This window comes from Enterobacter sp. WPR_3_1 (assembly GCF_003635055.1).
Classification (GTDB): domain Bacteria; phylum Pseudomonadota; class Gammaproteobacteria; order Enterobacterales; family Enterobacteriaceae; genus Enterobacter; species Enterobacter ludwigii.
In genome coordinates, this window is record NZ_RBXU01000013.1 from 228,426 (window position 1) to 243,367 (window position 14,942).

The following is a 14,942-nucleotide window of genomic DNA, read 5'->3' on the forward strand; positions in this document are numbered from 1 at the left end:
GTATTTAGCCCTTTAGGAATTCATTCACGACTTATCAGGATCTTCGTAGCGCCGTTTGGCATCCAGCGCTTCCTGTTCAGTTTCATGTTCACTGATCAGAGAGTCTGGTTTGGGGTGATCGGCACGCAGCTGATACCAGGTGACGGTTTGATCGCCATTACCTTTTTCAACGGTAACGATGCGTGCTTCACGTGGATAGGGAGGTCTGGTTGGCATAGCTCATCCTTTTTTTATGTCTGAGCTATAAGTATAGACGCCGCTTAGCTGGCACAAGCCAAACGCAGGGCGGTAATAATCTGAATTACCACATCCTCGGGTGAAGCGGAAGCATCCACAACGTGGTGTGCCGCTTCGCGGTATAACGCATCGCGTTCGGCCAGCACTTCGCTCACCTCTTCGCTGAGCGGCCGGGAGGTCAGCGCAGGACGTTGTCCCTCTTCCGGAAATGCTTCCAGCCGCCCTACCAGGGCCGAAACGGGTGCGCTGAGGTAGATGACAATCCCTTTTTCGCGCATAAAACGGCGGTTACACTCGGCGAGAACAATGCCGCCACCGGTTGCGATAACAGCAGACGGCGTGGTGACCGCCTTCAGCGCGGCCGTTTCACGAGCGCGAAAGCTCTCCCACCCCTCTTGCTCAACGATTTCCGCGATGCTTTTCCCGGCTTCGGTTTGCAGCCAGTGGTCGGTATCAACAAACTGACGATCGCACGCGCGTGCCAGTTCCAGGCCAACGGTGGTTTTCCCACAGCCGCGGGGGCCAACTAAAAAGATGGGTTGGGTCATAACCAGGTGTTCCCCTTGATGCCGGATGGCCGAAGAGCGTAAAGAAATAATTGCAGAAGATGTTGCGTTTACTTTACTGCAAAGCGGTACGGGATGACAACCCTGCGGAGGCCATACTGTACCACAAAGTGACAATGGTTATCATTACGCAGTGCGACGCTTGACTTCGAGCAGCCACTTATCAAGCTCTGCGGCGAACTGCTGGCGATCGCGTTGGGACAGGCTGTCTGGCCCGCCGGTCTGCACGCCGCTGGCGCGAAGCGTATCCATAAAATCACGCATGGTGAGTCTTTCACGAATGGTCGCCGGCGAATAACGCTCCCCTCTCGGGTTCAGCGCCGCCGCTCCCTTTTCAATCACTTCCGCGGCCAGCGGGATATCCGCCGTGATCACCAGATCCTCGGGACTACACAGACGCACAATCTCGTTATCCGCCACGTCAAAGCCGGCCGGAACCCGCAACGCGCGAATAAATCGGGAAGGTGGTACGCGAATATTCTGGTTCGCCACCAGCGTAAGCGGCATCTGCACGCGCTCGGCCGCGCGGAATAAAATCTCTTTAATCACATTCGGACACGCGTCCGCATCAACCCAAATCGCCATATTGTCTCCCCATAATGATTCTGCCGACTATTGTCGCCTGCATTTCGTTGTTAAGCTATCAATCAGAGAAAACAACGCATAATGACGGAGAATCGTGATGGATAAGAAAATCGGGTTTATCGGCTGCGGTAACATGGGCAAAGCCATCCTGGGTGGCCTGATCGCCAGCGGACAGGTGCTGCCGGGTCAGATTTGGGTCTACACCCCATCACCGGACAACGTCGCCGCGTTACGCGATCGGTACGGGATCAACGCAGCCGAAAGCGCCCAGGAAGTGGCTCAGGTAGCCGATATTGTCTTTGGCGCCGTCAAGCCGAACATCATGATCAAAGTGCTGAGCGACATCACCACCAGCCTGAACAAAGAGACGCTGGTTGTATCGATTGCCGCGGGCGTCACGCTCGATCAGCTGGCGCGCGCGCTGGGTCATGACCGTAAAATCGTACGCGCTATGCCGAATACCCCGTCACTGGTTAACGCCGGCATGACCTCCGTCACGCCTAACGCGCTGGTGACGTCGGAAGACGTGGCGGATGTCCTGAACATCTTCCGCTGCTTCGGTGAAGCGGAAGTCATTGCCGAATCTATGATCCATCCGGTAGTGGGAGTGAGCGGTTCAGCGCCTGCGTATGTCTTTATGTTTTTAGAAGCGATGGCCGACGCCGCGGTGCTTGGCGGTATGCCACGAGCGCAGGCGTATAAATTCGCTGCACAGGCCGTGATGGGCTCTGCCAAAATGGTGCTGGAGACCGGTAAGCATCCGGGTGAACTGAAAGATATGGTCTGCTCGCCTGGCGGAACCACTATCGAGGCGGTGCGGGTGCTGGAAGAGCGCGGCTTCCGTTCGGCCGTTATTGAAGCGATGACAAAATGCATGGAAAAATCAGAGAAACTGAGTAAATCCTGATTATCTGCGCCGGACGTCAGGCGGCCACCTCGGTGCGGCCGCGTCCGGCATTTTTCGCTTTATACAGCGCCACATCGGCCGCTTTTAACCACTCCCGATAGTGCCCGAACTGCGGTCCCCAGGGCGCGACACCGACGCTAATACGCAGAGATTCCTTGGGCGCACACGGTAACGACAGCGTTTCCAGCCGCTCATGTACGCGTGACATCACGGCGATGGCACTGTCTGCCGCCGTCCGGGACATGATCACCGCAAACTCATCCCCGCCAAAACGGCCTATCGCATCCCCGGAACGCACCGTTAGCTGCAGTTGCCGCGTCAGGGCAATGATCGCTTCATCACCCACATCGTGGCCCCAGGTGTCATTGATATTCTTAAAATGATCGATATCGATAAGCAAAATCGTGGCGGTGCAGTGGTTGCGGCGACAGTGTTCAAATTCATTTCTCAACAACACTTCCCAGTGCCGGCGATTAAAGACGCCGGTCATGCCGTCGCGGGTACTCATCAGCTCCAGCCGCCGTTTATGCTCTGCAAGCCTGATGGCAGTACGATGGCTGAGCCAGGCAAAAAGCATCGGATATAACACCAGCACGGGAAGCGTTAAGCCCCATGCCAGAGGCTCCGGGTTAAAGACAGCCACCCGGCCCACGACGGGGAGCGTCACCAGGGAAGACAGAAGGGTTAACATGATGCCGGTAAAAAACAGCCGACAGCCGCCGGCCCCCATCATGTTCATTCCCACCATCATCAGCAGCGCTGCCGTAGGTAGCGCATTGATCCCCATCATGCCGATCCAAAGCCCGGCAATAATGGCATCAATCTTCAGATTAAAGCGTTCCTGCTGATGAGGCGAAGCAGCACGGCAGGACCACTGCCAGGCGAAATGGGGCCAGACAAATGCCCACCCCACCAGGAACAACCACCAGACGCCGGATACAGAAAAGGTGACCAGCACGCCAGAGAGGGGGAAGAACATCGCTGCCAGTCCGACAACACGCGCCAGCCGGGCTCGCCGGGCAAACGGGATCCCGGTACGGTGGGGGTCATCCTGAGAAAGGGTCATATTCCACTCTTCCCGAATGCGCTTTATATTGTAATAAGATTCATCATTCATCATTTTTGGGAATATTCTGAAATATTTCCCAAATTATAGAGAGGGGGCTTACGGGGAAAGTATGAAATTTCGGGTGAGCCGCCGGGGCCACTCACCCGATAGGACTACACGTTTTTCTTCAGACAGGCACTCATGAACTTGCTGCGATCGTCGCCTTTCAGGGACTGTTCGGTCGCTTTCGCATTACACTCGCGCATTTTTTGCTGCTGCGGCGTCAGGCTTTTCTCACCCGGCTTCGCGGCACCGTTTTTGAGGCAACCGCTCATGTAGGTCTTACGGGCATCGCCCTTCAGGCTCTGTGCGGTCGCCTGTTGATTACAGGTGGTCATGCGTTGCTGCTGCGGCGTTAATGTTTTCTCTTCCGCGTTCGCCGATGAGATCAGGAACAGACCCGAGAGCAGAGTAACCAGTAATGTTGTTTTCATTGCACCATCCTTTTGTGAACATTCACTGTAAGTCTGGTTCGTGACAGGAAAAAAACCACCCGGCAGATGTGATTTCCGCCGGGCTTTTATTATTTCAGCCCCAAAGCCGCTTTCATGGTGTAGAACAGATCCGTTTGATCGGTCAGCCCTACCACGTTTGCCGCATGCGGACCGTATGCTGCGATGCGCAGCTGGGTTCCGGTATGCTCCATGGACTCTTCTTCAGAGTTGCCATAGCTCAACACCATCACCGCGCCGTCTTTGGTGTTCAGCGCCTGCGTCAGGCCCGGTGCTTTGGTATCCGCTGGGATGATCTGGCTGGCGTGCGCATGGTCTGCGGTAACGACCACCAGGGTATTGCCGTCTTTCTTCGCGAACTCAAGTGCCTTCTGCACTGCTTCGTCCAGATCGACCGTCTCGCCAATCTGACCGCACGGGTTAGCCGCATGATCCTGTTTATCGATAGACGCGCCTTCCACCTGCAGGAAGAAGCCCTTTTCACTCTTGCTCAGCAGTGAGATCGCTTTATCGGTCATCGCTGCCAGCGTCGGGATGCTGTCGGTACGTTTTGGGTTTGGCGTACAGGTTACGGCAGGTTTATCAATGTTGCCGTGGTAGGACGCTTTTGGCCCTTCCCAGCGCACCGGCATATTGCCATCAGAGAAAAGACCCAGCAGCGGTTTATCCTGGCTTGCTTCGGTAATCGCCGCCAGAGAAGATGCATCGCTCACCAGCTGATAGCCGCGAGCCTGCGCCTGCTCACGCAGCGTTTTGCCCTGCCATTCGCCCGCCGTTGCGGTTTCCGCGAAGGTTTTCGCCCCGCCGCCCAGCGTCACGTCAGGACGTGCGTTCAACAGTTGTTCCGTAATCGAGCCTTTGCCGCCCTTTTCCAGCGCGTTAGTCGGGCATTTTTCGCTGGTCACCGACGGGCCGTAGCATTTACGCGAGGTAACATGCGCCACCAGCGCCGCTGGCGTTGCATCCTGAAGTTCAGCCGTAGAGACGTTGCCGGTAGCCAGTCCCGCCGCTTTAGCCATCTCCAGAATGGTCTGGTGATCTTTTTCGTGAATATCTACACCCAGCGCACCATTATAGGTTTTCACACCGGTGGACCACGCCGTGGCAGAGGCAGCAGAATCCGTCACGTAATCGGGTTTACCGGTTTTTTTATCCAGCGCGTAATGGGTATATTGTCCGGTGAGAGGCAGTGCGTCGATACCTTTAAAAAAGCCGCCCGCGCCTTCGGCATAATTTCGTGCTGCCGTTATTTCGGAATCGCCCATCCCGTCGCCAATCAGCAGAATAATGTTTTTAGCGGGTTTCTCATTCAGCGAAGCGCGAATGGCGGCGGTTTGATCTTCGGTCAACCGACGCGCGCCGCCTGGCTGGGTGATATCCCCTTTGGCCGCACGATTATCCAGCACGCTGGTATTGTGATTGTCGGCATAAATTGCGGGTGACATTAACAGGGGAAGTAATGCGATGAAAAGAGCGCTCTGTTTCAATTTATTTTCTCCATGTACAAATACATAAAAAATAAAACAGAGCGACTATAGGCATCCTGCATGACATTTCTATGACACGCCGTCAGGTTCCGTGATGGTTTAGTTGCGAGGATGCCTTAACAGCTTTTTTACGTACTGGCGGAGCATTTCAGCATCCTCAACCGGCACCTGGGAATCGGGTCTGACGCTTTCCAGCGCGCCTTCAACGTTCTCAATCAACGTCTGTTGTTCGTTTTTCGCCATTTGTCGCAGCAGCGCGGTGACCACAATTTCCAGCGCTTCAACCTGGGCGACCAACTCTTTTGACTCTTCTTCCTTTTGTGCAAGCTTGACCAACAACTCAGCAATGAGATTTTTCATGGTGCTATTTCCTTATCCGTTTTGTCTGAACTTAGCATTCTGAATCCATTATGCAAAGAGAAGAAATTTATTATGTTATGCAAAAGTGATGCGGCAGGAAAAATAGATTCCTCGCGGCTTTCAGCGAAACGTTTTTCTATAAAAACGCCGCATTTAGTTATATAAAAATGCGGCAACCATAAGAATATATAATACATCTACGAAACGGTTATCGCGCCGATTTCGCCTCCGCCATTTGTCTGCGGCGACGCAGTGCAATAGCCAGTTGAATTATATTTATCAGCACCACAATGGCGGTAGCAGCAAATACCCAACGGAAACCGGCCATTGCCGAAACAGCGGCTCCCATAAGCGGACCGGCAACGTTACCTAAATACATAAACGACTGGTTATAGCCAAAAATACGGCCCGTTACCTGGTCACTGGAATATTTCACCAGCAATGTTTGCACCGCGGGTAACATCGCACCATCGGCAAAGCCCAGCAGAAACCGCAGCACGCCAAGCTGAAACGGAGAAGTGACAAACGACATTGCGAAAAAGAGCACCACCGCAAAAATCAGCGTGGCCATCAGGATACGCGCCGTGCCGATCCTGTCGCCCAGTTTTCCAAGGCGTGGCGCCGAAATGAGGGCTGATACGCCCGGGACGGCGGCAATCATCCCGCTGAGGAAAGCAATATTATTGCTGTCTGGCTCCATCGACTTAATAAACAGCGCCAGAATCGGGCCGACCGAACCGTTGCAAAGCTGGATCACCATGGTGGTCACAAACAGGCTGATCATCAGGCCCGGATAGGGCAGCGAGGCGAAAACGGCCTTGCCGCTCAGGCGTTCAGCTTTGCTGATGACGGGGCGTCCTCCCTCTTTAATGAGGAAGAGCGTGACCAGAAAACTGACCACCAGCAGGATGGCCGTAATGATAAACACCGCGCGCAACCCCACATGATCGGCGAGGAAGCCCCCTAGCAGCGGGCCGCCAATGACCCCGCTTATCTGAGCAGTAGAGAGCGTACTCAGCGCCCAGCCGCTGCGTTCACGGGGCACCTGCGAGGCCACCAGCGCCATGGCATTCGGAATATACCCGGACGTCAGCCCCATCACCGCTCGCAGGAAAAAGAGCTGCCATACGTTAGTGGCAAAGGCCTGCAGCAGAATGGCTATCGCCATCCCCAGCGATGCGCGCAGCAGCATCAGCTTGCGCCCTTTGCGGTCGGCCAGACTCCCCCACATCGGCGAGACAATGGCAGAGACCAGAAACGTGACGCTGAACGTCAGACCTGACCACATGGAGAGCGCTTCATGGGAGGTAACGCCCAGCTGCGACACGTACAGTGGCAGGAAGGGCAATATCTGGCTGATGGCCAGTCCGGTAAAGAAGCACCCGAACCAGACCGAGATGAGATTAACTTTCCAGGATTCCATAAAAGAAATAGTCTTCATTTTTAGGCGAATTCGCCGACAGATTAGCAAGTTACGCGTTATGACGTCGCACCAGAGATGCGCACTTGCCGACTTTGGTGTTTTATCTTCCCAGTCATCATATTTGTGAAATAAGTCACAAATCATCCATTTTCTGACGGAATATTATGCTTCAGCGGCAGAGACCGAAACCGCGCATCCCCAGGTGAAAGTGGCTGGCATGGGCAGCGTTATACTCTGGCCCCAGGCTGTTACCGTAATAGCTGCAGCTCGCCGCCAGCATGCCTTTCAGCCATGGCTGCGTTTTTGTCGCCTTCCAGCCGTTTTGTACCGTGACCCTCTCACCGTTTGCCAGCCCAAACGCCGTGATATCCAGCGCCTCTGCCGTAGCATGTTCACTGCGTCGCGCGTCGGGGCGATGGTAAATGTTGCGGCAGGCAAAGCTGCCGAGATGCTCAATACGCGTCAGCTCACTTCCCGTATAGCGTCTGGTGAGTGGCCGGGCCTGCTGGCTGATAAACAAGGCAGAACTGAGCGCCAGCGGGCAGCTCGCAAGGAAACTGCTGTTCAGGCTGACCGGACCGAAGTTACGTACCCGGACGACGTTACGGAGTGGACACTCCCCACCGCTGTCTGCGACCGGTTGTGTGCGGATAAGCGCGCGTTGATTGGCCTGCGATAACAGACTCGCGCACGCCTGGGGCGTTAAGTTCCGAAGCTTATACTGGGTAATGCGGCCTGGCGGGTCGTCGAGATGTAGCGGCGTGAAAGGGTTGTAGTAAGACGGCAACCAGTGATACCCCACCGTTGCGACAGCCGCAATAATGAAAATGGTCAGCAGAGTTTTTCCTTTCACGCTCCCCCCTTAACATTCCCCAAAACATTATGGCAGAAGGCCGCGAAACCCGCTGGGCATCGTGGTATGTTATTGGTTTTTCGTCAGACTGGAAGAGAGTGAGATGGCAAAGCAGCGCGTAGGTATTGTCTTTGGGGGAAAATCAGCGGAGCACGAGGTTTCATTGCAATCGGCCAAAAATATCGTCGATGCAATCGATAAAAGCCGTTTCGACGTGGTGCTGCTGGGCATAGATAAACAGGGGCAATGGCATGTCAACGATGCCAGCCAGTATCTGTTAAATGCTGACGATCCGGCGCATATCGCCCTCAATCCTTCTGCAATCAGCGTCGCGACCGTACCCGGCGTGGTGCAAGGGCAACTCATCGACGCCGGTAATGCGCAGTCTCTCGCCCAGATTGACGTGGTCTTCCCTATCGTTCATGGCACCCTTGGCGAAGATGGTTCGCTGCAGGGGATGCTGCGCATGGCCAACCTGCCGTTTGTCGGTTCTGATGTGCTGGGTTCCGCTGCCTGCATGGATAAAGACGTCACCAAGCGCCTGCTGCGTGATGCGGGGCTGAATATTGCGCCGTTTGTCACCCTCACCCGCGCCAACCGTGACCAACACAGCTTCGCTCAGATTTCCGGTCAGCTGGGCCTGCCGCTGTTTGTGAAACCTGCAAACCAGGGTTCTTCCGTCGGGGTCAGCAAGGTGACAAGCGAAGCGCAGTTCACGCAAGCGGTCAGCCTGGCGTTTGAGTTTGACCATAAAGTGGTGGTTGAGCAGGGCATCAAAGGCCGCGAAATTGAGTGCGCCGTGCTGGGCAACGATTTCCCACAGGCAAGCACCTGCGGTGAAGTGGTGTTAAACAGTGATTTCTACTCTTACGACACTAAATACATTGATGATAAAGGCGCCCAGGTTGTTGTGCCTGCGAATATCGATCCGGCAATCAACGATAAGATCCGCGCGATCGCGATTAACGCTTATCAGACGCTCGGCTGCAGCGGCATGGCGCGCGTGGATGTGTTCCTGACGCCTGAAAACGAGGTGGTGATTAATGAAATCAACACCCTGCCGGGCTTCACCAACATCAGCATGTATCCCAAGCTGTGGCAGGCCAGCGGGCTTAGCTACTCAGCACTTATCACCCGCCTGATTGAACTGGCGCTGGAGCGTCATGCTGCGGACAGCGCCCTGAAAAGCTCCGTAAACGGTTAATCGGGAGTTTTCGCCGTTTCCGTCTCATCCGCTGTCGTCTCTTCAGGACGACGGCGGATAATCATCCCCGCCAGCCAGAAGCTGATAACCCAGGTCACCAGACCCACGGCATACGTTTGCCACCCTTTTGCTTCAAATCCCAACAGCCCCACGACACCGTTAAGAATAAAGATCAGCCCAATAGCAAAGGCGTAGTAATGCCAGTCACGGCGTAGTTTGGAAGTGAGCTTCATGACAACTCCGGCAGGAAAAAAAGATATCCTCTCACAGATTTATGACGAGGTCTGTGGCTAATGCGGAAATTCTGAAACACGCTGTTGTTTCAATTAAGTTAAGAAATTGTGATGCGCTGCAGAATTCGACAATCCAGGAGAATTCCTTAGGGTAAATTAACACGATTCTGATATTGACAAATGCTATGACCTGTCAAACTCACCCTGTAAGACGCATATAAAACAGAGTGATTTATCGGGAGGTCGTGATGGCTGACTTTACATTGTCGAAACCGATTTTTGGCGGTAAACAACCAAAAACCTCCACGGCGGGTAATATCGCTTATGCCCTGTTTGTCTTGTTCTGTTTCTGGGCGGGTTCGCAGCTACTCAATATGCTGGTTCATGCACCAGGAGTCTATGAACACCTGATGCAGGTGCAGGATAACGGACGCCCGCGAGTGGAAATTGGCTTTGGCGTAAGCACCCTGTTTGGCCTCATTCCTTTCCTCGCAGGGTGTATGATTTTAGGCGTTGTGGCATTAGTACTGCGTTTTCGCCGTCGCTTTTAAAGCCCCATACAGCGAGCCCGGCGGTCATCCACGCGTTTTGCGAACCAGGCGGTTGTCAGGTTACGCGTGATCTTCGGGCTTTCCAGCTGAATACCCGGCAGGATTGCCCTCGGTAACGTTTTCCCACTTTTCTGTTCTGCAAGCGTAAAGACTTTCTTGTACAGTTCGGTTTTCTCAAACGCCAGACTATCGCCTTTCTCAAGCTGATGGCGAATGTCGCTGTCACTCATGCCAAGCCTGTTCGATAATTTCCGCACCGCCCGCTCCGTGGTGCCAGCCTCGCTGCTGCCGTAGGCAATAAGATCGCCATCCAGTGCCAGCTTCACGCCGCTCGCGCGGCTGACCGCATTCTGAAACGCCGCGTTACGGCTGGCATACCAGCCTGCGTTAAAGTCCGCAAAGCGGTACAGCGGCTCACTGTAATTCGCCGGATAGTTCAGCAGATGATAAGTACCGAACCACAGGCCGCCACGCAGGGAGAAGACCTCCTGACGCACCGTACCGTCGATTTTCCACGGGTAGCCGTCGGTATGCTTTTCCGCAAAGGCAATGCTGACCTGCATCGGCCCGCCGGTGTGTACCGGGTTAAGTGAACCAAACAGTGTCTGCCCCATCGGCACCATGCTGATGAAATCATCAAAGATGGCGCTGAGCTGTTTCTCGGTTTTTACCGTGTCCAGCCGTTCGCTGTAGCTTTTTCCATTTGGCGAGGTGATTTTAAACGCGGTATGCACGAGAAATACCGGGATATGCATCGATTCCGCACGGCGGTCGATCTCTTTCCAGGCTATTTTGTTCAGACCCGGCACGACCGGGTCTGACTGGTACATTGACTCCTGCTGCGCCACCGCCAGTACCGAGCAGATGTTCTCCTCGGTAGGGGCAATCTTCTGGCTTTCAAAGGTTTTTGCCAGCGCATCCGCCCATGCATTGCGATCTTTCACGCTGGCGGGCATTTTTTGCCGCACAACGCTTGCCACATCAACAGGCTTCTCCCCTTCTTTAAGCGGAGCGGCCCCTTTTTCGGCACACCCCACCAGCACCAGAGCGGCCAGTAAGGACAACGGTAACGCACGCGGTACGGCAAAGGTCATAGCAACTCCCTGTATTAGCTAAATGTATTGGTGACTTCCTGCAGTTCCTGGCCGTCCAGCTCACGCTCAAAACTGCGTAAACGTTTATAGATGGACATCAGTTCCACCAGCGTGGTCCAGGAGCTGATCAGATACTGGAATGAGCCACGCACCTGACCAAAAACGTTAGTTATCTGGGTCATCAGACCGAGCGTAATCGTACCCGCAACGATGGACGGGAACAGCAGGAACAAACCGAAAACGTTATCGACCTGCAGATACAAAATGCGCGCAATATTGAAATACATATAGTGGAAGTAGAGACGGAAGTAGTTGCGACGCACGGCACCAAACAGCTCGCGTACGGTTGGTGGCGAGGCGCGGTTAGCATCATCTTCACCGTAGACCAGCTCTTTACGATAAGCCGCTTCCACGCGTTGATTTTTAAACTCCAGCCCCGGCAGCTTAATCCCGACCACCGCCAGCAGCCCCGTCCCCATCAGAGACCAGACAATCGCCGCAATCACCAGCCCATACGGCAGATGACCGACAAGAGGCAGATCCGGCACGTGAGCCGAGAGCGTCACCAGCACCGGCAGGAAGGCAATCAGCGTCATGATGGCGTTGATAAAGCTGACGCCCATGTCTTCAAGGGTGGAGGCAAAACGCATGGTGTCTTCCTGCACACGCTGTGCTGCACCTTCGATATGACGCAGGTGTTGCCAGTGCGCCATATAGTGTTCGTTCATCGCGGTACGCCAGCGGAAAACGTAGTGGCTGACGAAGAAGTTGTTCATCACCCCGATCACCACCGCAATCAACGCGATACCGAGGAAAATGCCCACCTCATGGTAAAACTGATTAATGGTTACCTTATGCGGCGAACTCAGCGCGGTCTGGATAAGGTCGTAGAACGGGGCATACCAGGCGTTTACTGCCACCCCCACTTCCACCAGGAACCAGGTCACAAAGATAATCAGCGAGGTTCCCAGAATCGACCAGTATTGCCAGCGGTGCGGCGCATAGACAAACCAGAACAGGGCAAACAGGCCAACGCATACCATGTAGTAGGCGTAAAACAGCAAATAGCTAAGCGACCAGAAGCGAGCGGCGCTGATCGGGACGTCACCCGTTGCGCCCGTAATGCGGGCCAGCCACGCCCCGCCGCCAGCCTGCCAGAAAATGACAGCGATCAGTGCCCAAATAAATGCCGACAGGAAAAAAGGCCCCGGCTTTGGGAAAAAAGACTTAAACATAATGCATCCTTCTTGTTGTTATGGCTGTTGCTGTGCTCAACACATCACCACACGAAAATCTCGCCTGAGCCAGACGGCGCAGGCAAAAAGGTCAGACCCGAGGGTTAATTATTAGTTCGCTTTCCAGTTTTCGAGAATTGTTTCGGTGCGTTTCACCGCGAGAGGATTGGCCGGCGCAATAAAGTCACGCCAGACGTCGTTGTAATGGTTAATCAGAATGGGCGCGTCGGCTGCCGGACGATTAGCCGTGGTATGGGCATCTTCCGCCACGGTAATGTGATAGCCACGGCTGACCCCGTTCTTGATGGTCGCATCGACACAGTAATCGGTGGCACAGCCGCACATGACAAACTCGCGAATACCTTGCTCGCGCAACACCGCTTCAAGTGCGGTGTTATAAAATGCATCGCAGGCAGTCTTGGTGACGTAAAGCGCGTCAGCAGGCTGATGGAGTTCAGGCAGCAGCGCAAACCCTTCGCTCCCCTCTTCCAGACCGCCTTCACCGGTATGCTGAATAAAAATCACCCGTTCGGCGGCCTGCGTGAGCTGATTGATAAGCGAAACACATTTTTCGCGCTGGTAACGCGGCGTTGCAAACACCCCTTGCTGCATATCGACAACCATAACCACACGCTTCACTGACATATCGTTCTCCGCAAGATTGAGTGACACTGGCCTCTATCATACGGCCGATGTCACAAAATGGGAGACTGGTCTCCAGGAAATTATGCTTATTTACCCATGGTTACGTTTTTCTCGCTATCGTTATGCAATTCGGGGCATTGCACCGTGCGCTTTAGTAGTATAAATACCCATTACTTTTCTCATTCAATTCATGGATGCTTTTCGTTGAAACGTTGTCTGCTCTCTTTTGCCGCGCTGTGTGCGGTGAGCTTCTCCACCGCCCAGGCAGCTCAGCCGCTGACGGCCCCCGTTTTGGCTTCAGATATTGCCGATCGCTACGCGAACCTTATCTATTACGGCAGTGGCGCGACCGGGATGGCGATGGTGGTCATCGACGGCAACCAGCGCGTATTTCGCAGCTTTGGCGAAACGCGACCGGGAAATAACGTTCACCCGCAGCTGGATTCCGTGATCCGCATTGCGTCCTTAACCAAGCTGATGACCAGCGAAATGCTGGTGAAATTACTCGATCAGGGCGTGGTCAAGCTCGACGATCCGCTCAGCAAATATGCGCCGACAGGCGCACGCGTTCCAACCTATCAGGGCACGCCTATCACGCTGGTAAACCTTGCCACCCATACCAGCGCGCTGCCTCGCGAACAACCCGGCGGCGCGGCGCACCGCGACGTTTTTGTCTGGCCAACGCGCGAACAGCGCTGGAACTACCTGAGCACCGCCACGCTGAAATCGGCCCCGGGTTCACAGGCATCTTACTCAAACCTGGCGTTTGACCTGCTGGCAGATGCGCTCTCGACGGCAGCAGGCAAACCTTACCCTCAGCTCTTTGAAGAGCAGATAACGCGCCCGCTCGGCATGAAGGACACCACCTTTACCCCTTCTCCGGATCAGTGCCGACGCCTGATGGTGGCAGAGAAAGGCGCTAGTCCGTGTAATAACACCCTGGCAGCCATCGGCAGTGGCGGGGTCTATTCAACGCCAGGCGACATGATGCGCTGGATGCAGCAGTTCCTCTCATCAGATTTCTATGCGCGCAGTCACCAGGCCGATCGCATGCAGACCCTGATTTACCAGCGTAGCCAGTTGCACCGCGTGATCGGCATGGACGTACCGGGTAAAGCCGACGCGCTGGGCATGGGCTGGGTCTATATGGCACCCAAAAATGGCCGACCGGGCATTATTCAGAAAACCGGTGGCGGCGGTGGATTCATCACCTATATGGCGATGATCCCGCAGTCCAACGTGGGCGCGTTTGTGGTCGTCACCCGCTCTCCAAATACGCGTTTCGTCAATATGAGCGATGGCATCAATAACCTGGTGGCTGAGCTGAGCGCCAATAAATCTCAGGTGCTCACCGCCTCCATCCAGCCTTAATATTCCGTGGGCAAACGGTTGATGCTGACCAGTTTGCCCCGGCTCATATTGATGTAGTTGCCTTGTCGCAAAGCAGCGAGCACTTCGGCAACGACAGAGCGTGAAATACGCGTGCTTTGTTGTATATGATTCATCACACCAATTTTTGAACGCAGCGTTTCATCCCACTCGGCCATATTCAGCAGCATTGCGCGGATCTGGTGATAGGAGTTATTTCCCACCAGCTGCCTGTCGCGTTTGCCCAGAATGTAATTTATCCAGGATAACCAGCAAAACGCGTCTTTCCAGAGCGAATGCTGTTGAATGAGTTGACGGGTGGTCGCCGCGGGCAAATAAAAACCGGTACAGGCCGTTTTGGCAGTGACTCTGTATTCCTGACTGTGGTTAATCACTACGGCAGACAGGCCAAAAATAAAAGGGGCTGACGCAATGCCAACCAGCAGATCGTCTGAATGACGATAAACTTCAATAACGCCGGTCTGGAATACGTAGGTACAAGGCTCACTCCCCTTGCCCGAGGTAATTAATTGCTGTGGAGCAGATTTAAACGGGGTACTGGCTGCTATCAAACATGCTTCGAGCCGGCTTAATTCAGAAAGTGGTTTCGCATTAACGTTCATGCAGACCTCAA

The 14,942-nt window shown here is 54.4% G+C and carries 18 protein-coding genes; 4 read left to right on the plus strand and 14 right to left on the minus strand.

Annotation, left to right across the window (positions count from 1 at the left end; translation table 11 throughout):
* Positions 1-24: 24 nt before the first annotated feature.
* The 3 genes from yaiA to BJ887_RS19200 form a co-directional block, all read right to left on the minus strand.
* Positions 25-216, minus strand: coding sequence for a protein YaiA (yaiA, locus tag BJ887_RS19190; protein WP_013095817.1), 192 nt, complete (start codon positions 214-216; stop codon positions 25-27).
* 44 nt (positions 217-260) lie between these two features.
* Positions 261-785, minus strand: coding sequence for a shikimate kinase AroL (gene aroL, locus BJ887_RS19195; protein ID WP_020885238.1), 525 nt, complete (start codon positions 783-785; stop codon positions 261-263).
* Positions 786-929: 144 nt separating this feature from the next.
* Complete coding sequence (locus tag BJ887_RS19200) at positions 930-1,388, minus strand: YaiI/YqxD family protein (protein ID WP_014168823.1); 459 nt, start codon at positions 1,386-1,388, stop codon at positions 930-932.
* Between the two features lie 97 nt (positions 1,389-1,485).
* Here BJ887_RS19200 and proC point away from each other — a divergent pair, with 97 nt between their 5' ends.
* A complete protein-coding gene (gene proC, locus BJ887_RS19205; protein WP_020885239.1) occupies positions 1,486-2,295 on the plus strand; it encodes a pyrroline-5-carboxylate reductase in 810 nt (269 codons plus the stop codon).
* Between the two features lie 16 nt (positions 2,296-2,311).
* Here the strand turns inward: proC and adrA are convergent, their stop codons facing one another.
* The 6 genes from adrA to BJ887_RS19235 all read right to left on the minus strand — a co-directional run bounded on the left by adrA (position 2,312) and on the right by BJ887_RS19235 (position 7,978).
* Positions 2,312-3,415 (minus strand): diguanylate cyclase AdrA, encoded by a 1,104-nt coding sequence (gene adrA / locus BJ887_RS19210; protein WP_063215184.1) that lies wholly within the window; start codon positions 3,413-3,415, stop codon positions 2,312-2,314.
* A gap of 101 nt (positions 3,416-3,516) precedes the next feature.
* Positions 3,517-3,837, minus strand: coding sequence for a phosphate starvation-inducible protein PsiF (gene psiF / locus BJ887_RS19215; RefSeq protein ID WP_014168820.1), 321 nt, complete (start codon positions 3,835-3,837; stop codon positions 3,517-3,519).
* Positions 3,838-3,926: 89 nt separating this feature from the next.
* Entirely contained in the window at positions 3,927-5,342 is a 1,416-nt protein-coding gene (phoA, locus tag BJ887_RS19220; RefSeq protein WP_020885241.1) for an alkaline phosphatase, read from the minus strand.
* Positions 5,343-5,441: 99 nt separating this feature from the next.
* Entirely contained in the window at positions 5,442-5,702 is a 261-nt protein-coding gene (gene iraP, locus BJ887_RS19225) for an anti-adapter protein IraP (RefSeq protein WP_014168818.1), read from the minus strand.
* Between the two features lie 208 nt (positions 5,703-5,910).
* Positions 5,911-7,125, minus strand: a complete 1,215-nt coding sequence (locus BJ887_RS19230; protein WP_020885242.1) for a multidrug efflux MFS transporter — start codon at positions 7,123-7,125, stop codon at positions 5,911-5,913.
* Between the two features lie 169 nt (positions 7,126-7,294).
* Positions 7,295-7,978: an extensin family protein gene (locus BJ887_RS19235; RefSeq protein WP_104440500.1), complete on the minus strand. Its 684-nt coding sequence runs from the start codon at positions 7,976-7,978 to the stop codon at positions 7,295-7,297.
* A gap of 103 nt (positions 7,979-8,081) precedes the next feature.
* On the opposite strand from BJ887_RS19235, the gene ddlA reads away from it, so the two are divergent.
* Positions 8,082-9,182, plus strand: a complete 1,101-nt coding sequence (ddlA, locus tag BJ887_RS19240; protein ID WP_020885244.1) for a D-alanine--D-alanine ligase — start codon at positions 8,082-8,084, stop codon at positions 9,180-9,182.
* On the opposite strand, the gene BJ887_RS19245 is transcribed toward ddlA, so the two are convergent.
* A complete protein-coding gene (locus tag BJ887_RS19245; RefSeq protein WP_025205000.1) occupies positions 9,179-9,415 on the minus strand; it encodes a DUF2754 family protein in 237 nt (78 codons plus the stop codon). The genes ddlA and BJ887_RS19245 overlap by 4 nt on opposite strands.
* 248 nt (positions 9,416-9,663) lie before the next feature.
* Here BJ887_RS19245 and BJ887_RS19250 point away from each other — a divergent pair, with 248 nt between their 5' ends.
* Positions 9,664-9,966: a DUF2755 family protein gene (locus BJ887_RS19250; RefSeq protein ID WP_020885246.1), complete on the plus strand. Its 303-nt coding sequence runs from the start codon at positions 9,664-9,666 to the stop codon at positions 9,964-9,966.
* Here the strand turns inward: BJ887_RS19250 and BJ887_RS19255 are convergent.
* From BJ887_RS19255 to BJ887_RS19265, 3 genes are all read right to left on the minus strand, one after another.
* Positions 9,963-11,060 carry a DUF1615 domain-containing protein gene (locus tag BJ887_RS19255; RefSeq protein ID WP_121340291.1) on the minus strand — a complete coding sequence of 366 codons (1,098 nt, stop codon included), beginning with the start codon at positions 11,058-11,060 and terminating at the stop codon, positions 9,963-9,965. The two genes, BJ887_RS19250 and BJ887_RS19255, sit on opposite strands and share 4 nt — an antisense overlap.
* A gap of 14 nt (positions 11,061-11,074) precedes the next feature.
* On the minus strand, positions 11,075-12,295 hold the full coding sequence (gene sbmA, locus BJ887_RS19260) for a peptide antibiotic transporter SbmA (protein ID WP_014168811.1): 1,221 nt from the start codon (positions 12,293-12,295) through the stop codon (positions 11,075-11,077).
* Between the two features lie 111 nt (positions 12,296-12,406).
* Complete coding sequence (locus BJ887_RS19265; RefSeq protein ID WP_121340292.1) at positions 12,407-12,940, minus strand: isochorismatase family protein; 534 nt, start codon at positions 12,938-12,940, stop codon at positions 12,407-12,409.
* A 204-nt stretch (positions 12,941-13,144) separates the two neighbouring features.
* Here BJ887_RS19265 and ampH point away from each other — a divergent pair, with 204 nt between their 5' ends.
* On the plus strand, positions 13,145-14,311 hold the full coding sequence (ampH, locus tag BJ887_RS19270) for a D-alanyl-D-alanine-carboxypeptidase/endopeptidase AmpH (RefSeq protein WP_121340293.1): 1,167 nt from the start codon (positions 13,145-13,147) through the stop codon (positions 14,309-14,311).
* Here the strand turns inward: ampH and BJ887_RS19275 are convergent.
* Positions 14,308-14,931, minus strand: coding sequence for a helix-turn-helix domain-containing protein (locus BJ887_RS19275; protein WP_014168808.1), 624 nt, complete (start codon positions 14,929-14,931; stop codon positions 14,308-14,310). The two genes, ampH and BJ887_RS19275, sit on opposite strands and share 4 nt — an antisense overlap.
* Positions 14,932-14,942: the final 11 nt, after the last annotated feature.

What these genes read in the sequence shown, in the direction of transcription:
- yaiA (WP_013095817.1), bottom strand. Translation starts at nt 216, where the DNA reads ATGCCAACCAGACCTCCCTATCCACGTGAAGCACGCATCGTTACCGTT.
- aroL (WP_020885238.1), bottom strand. Translation starts at nt 785, where the DNA reads ATGACCCAACCCATCTTTTTAGTTGGCCCCCGCGGCTGTGGGAAAACC.
- BJ887_RS19200 (WP_014168823.1), bottom strand. Translation starts at nt 1,388, where the DNA reads ATGGCGATTTGGGTTGATGCGGACGCGTGTCCGAATGTGATTAAAGAG.
- proC (WP_020885239.1), top strand. Translation starts at nt 1,486, where the DNA reads ATGGATAAGAAAATCGGGTTTATCGGCTGCGGTAACATGGGCAAAGCC.
- adrA (WP_063215184.1), bottom strand. Translation starts at nt 3,415, where the DNA reads ATGATGAATGATGAATCTTATTACAATATAAAGCGCATTCGGGAAGAG.
- psiF (WP_014168820.1), bottom strand. Translation starts at nt 3,837, where the DNA reads ATGAAAACAACATTACTGGTTACTCTGCTCTCGGGTCTGTTCCTGATC.
- iraP (WP_014168818.1), bottom strand. Translation starts at nt 5,702, where the DNA reads ATGAAAAATCTCATTGCTGAGTTGTTGGTCAAGCTTGCACAAAAGGAA.
- BJ887_RS19230 (WP_020885242.1), bottom strand. Translation starts at nt 7,125, where the DNA reads ATGGAATCCTGGAAAGTTAATCTCATCTCGGTCTGGTTCGGGTGCTTC.
- ddlA (WP_020885244.1), top strand. Translation starts at nt 8,082, where the DNA reads ATGGCAAAGCAGCGCGTAGGTATTGTCTTTGGGGGAAAATCAGCGGAG.
- BJ887_RS19245 (WP_025205000.1), bottom strand. Translation starts at nt 9,415, where the DNA reads ATGAAGCTCACTTCCAAACTACGCCGTGACTGGCATTACTACGCCTTT.
- BJ887_RS19250 (WP_020885246.1), top strand. Translation starts at nt 9,664, where the DNA reads ATGGCTGACTTTACATTGTCGAAACCGATTTTTGGCGGTAAACAACCA.
- BJ887_RS19255 (WP_121340291.1), bottom strand. Translation starts at nt 11,060, where the DNA reads ATGACCTTTGCCGTACCGCGTGCGTTACCGTTGTCCTTACTGGCCGCT.
- sbmA (WP_014168811.1), bottom strand. Translation starts at nt 12,295, where the DNA reads ATGTTTAAGTCTTTTTTCCCAAAGCCGGGGCCTTTTTTCCTGTCGGCA.
- BJ887_RS19265 (WP_121340292.1), bottom strand. Translation starts at nt 12,940, where the DNA reads ATGTCAGTGAAGCGTGTGGTTATGGTTGTCGATATGCAGCAAGGGGTG.
- BJ887_RS19275 (WP_014168808.1), bottom strand. Translation starts at nt 14,931, where the DNA reads ATGAACGTTAATGCGAAACCACTTTCTGAATTAAGCCGGCTCGAAGCA.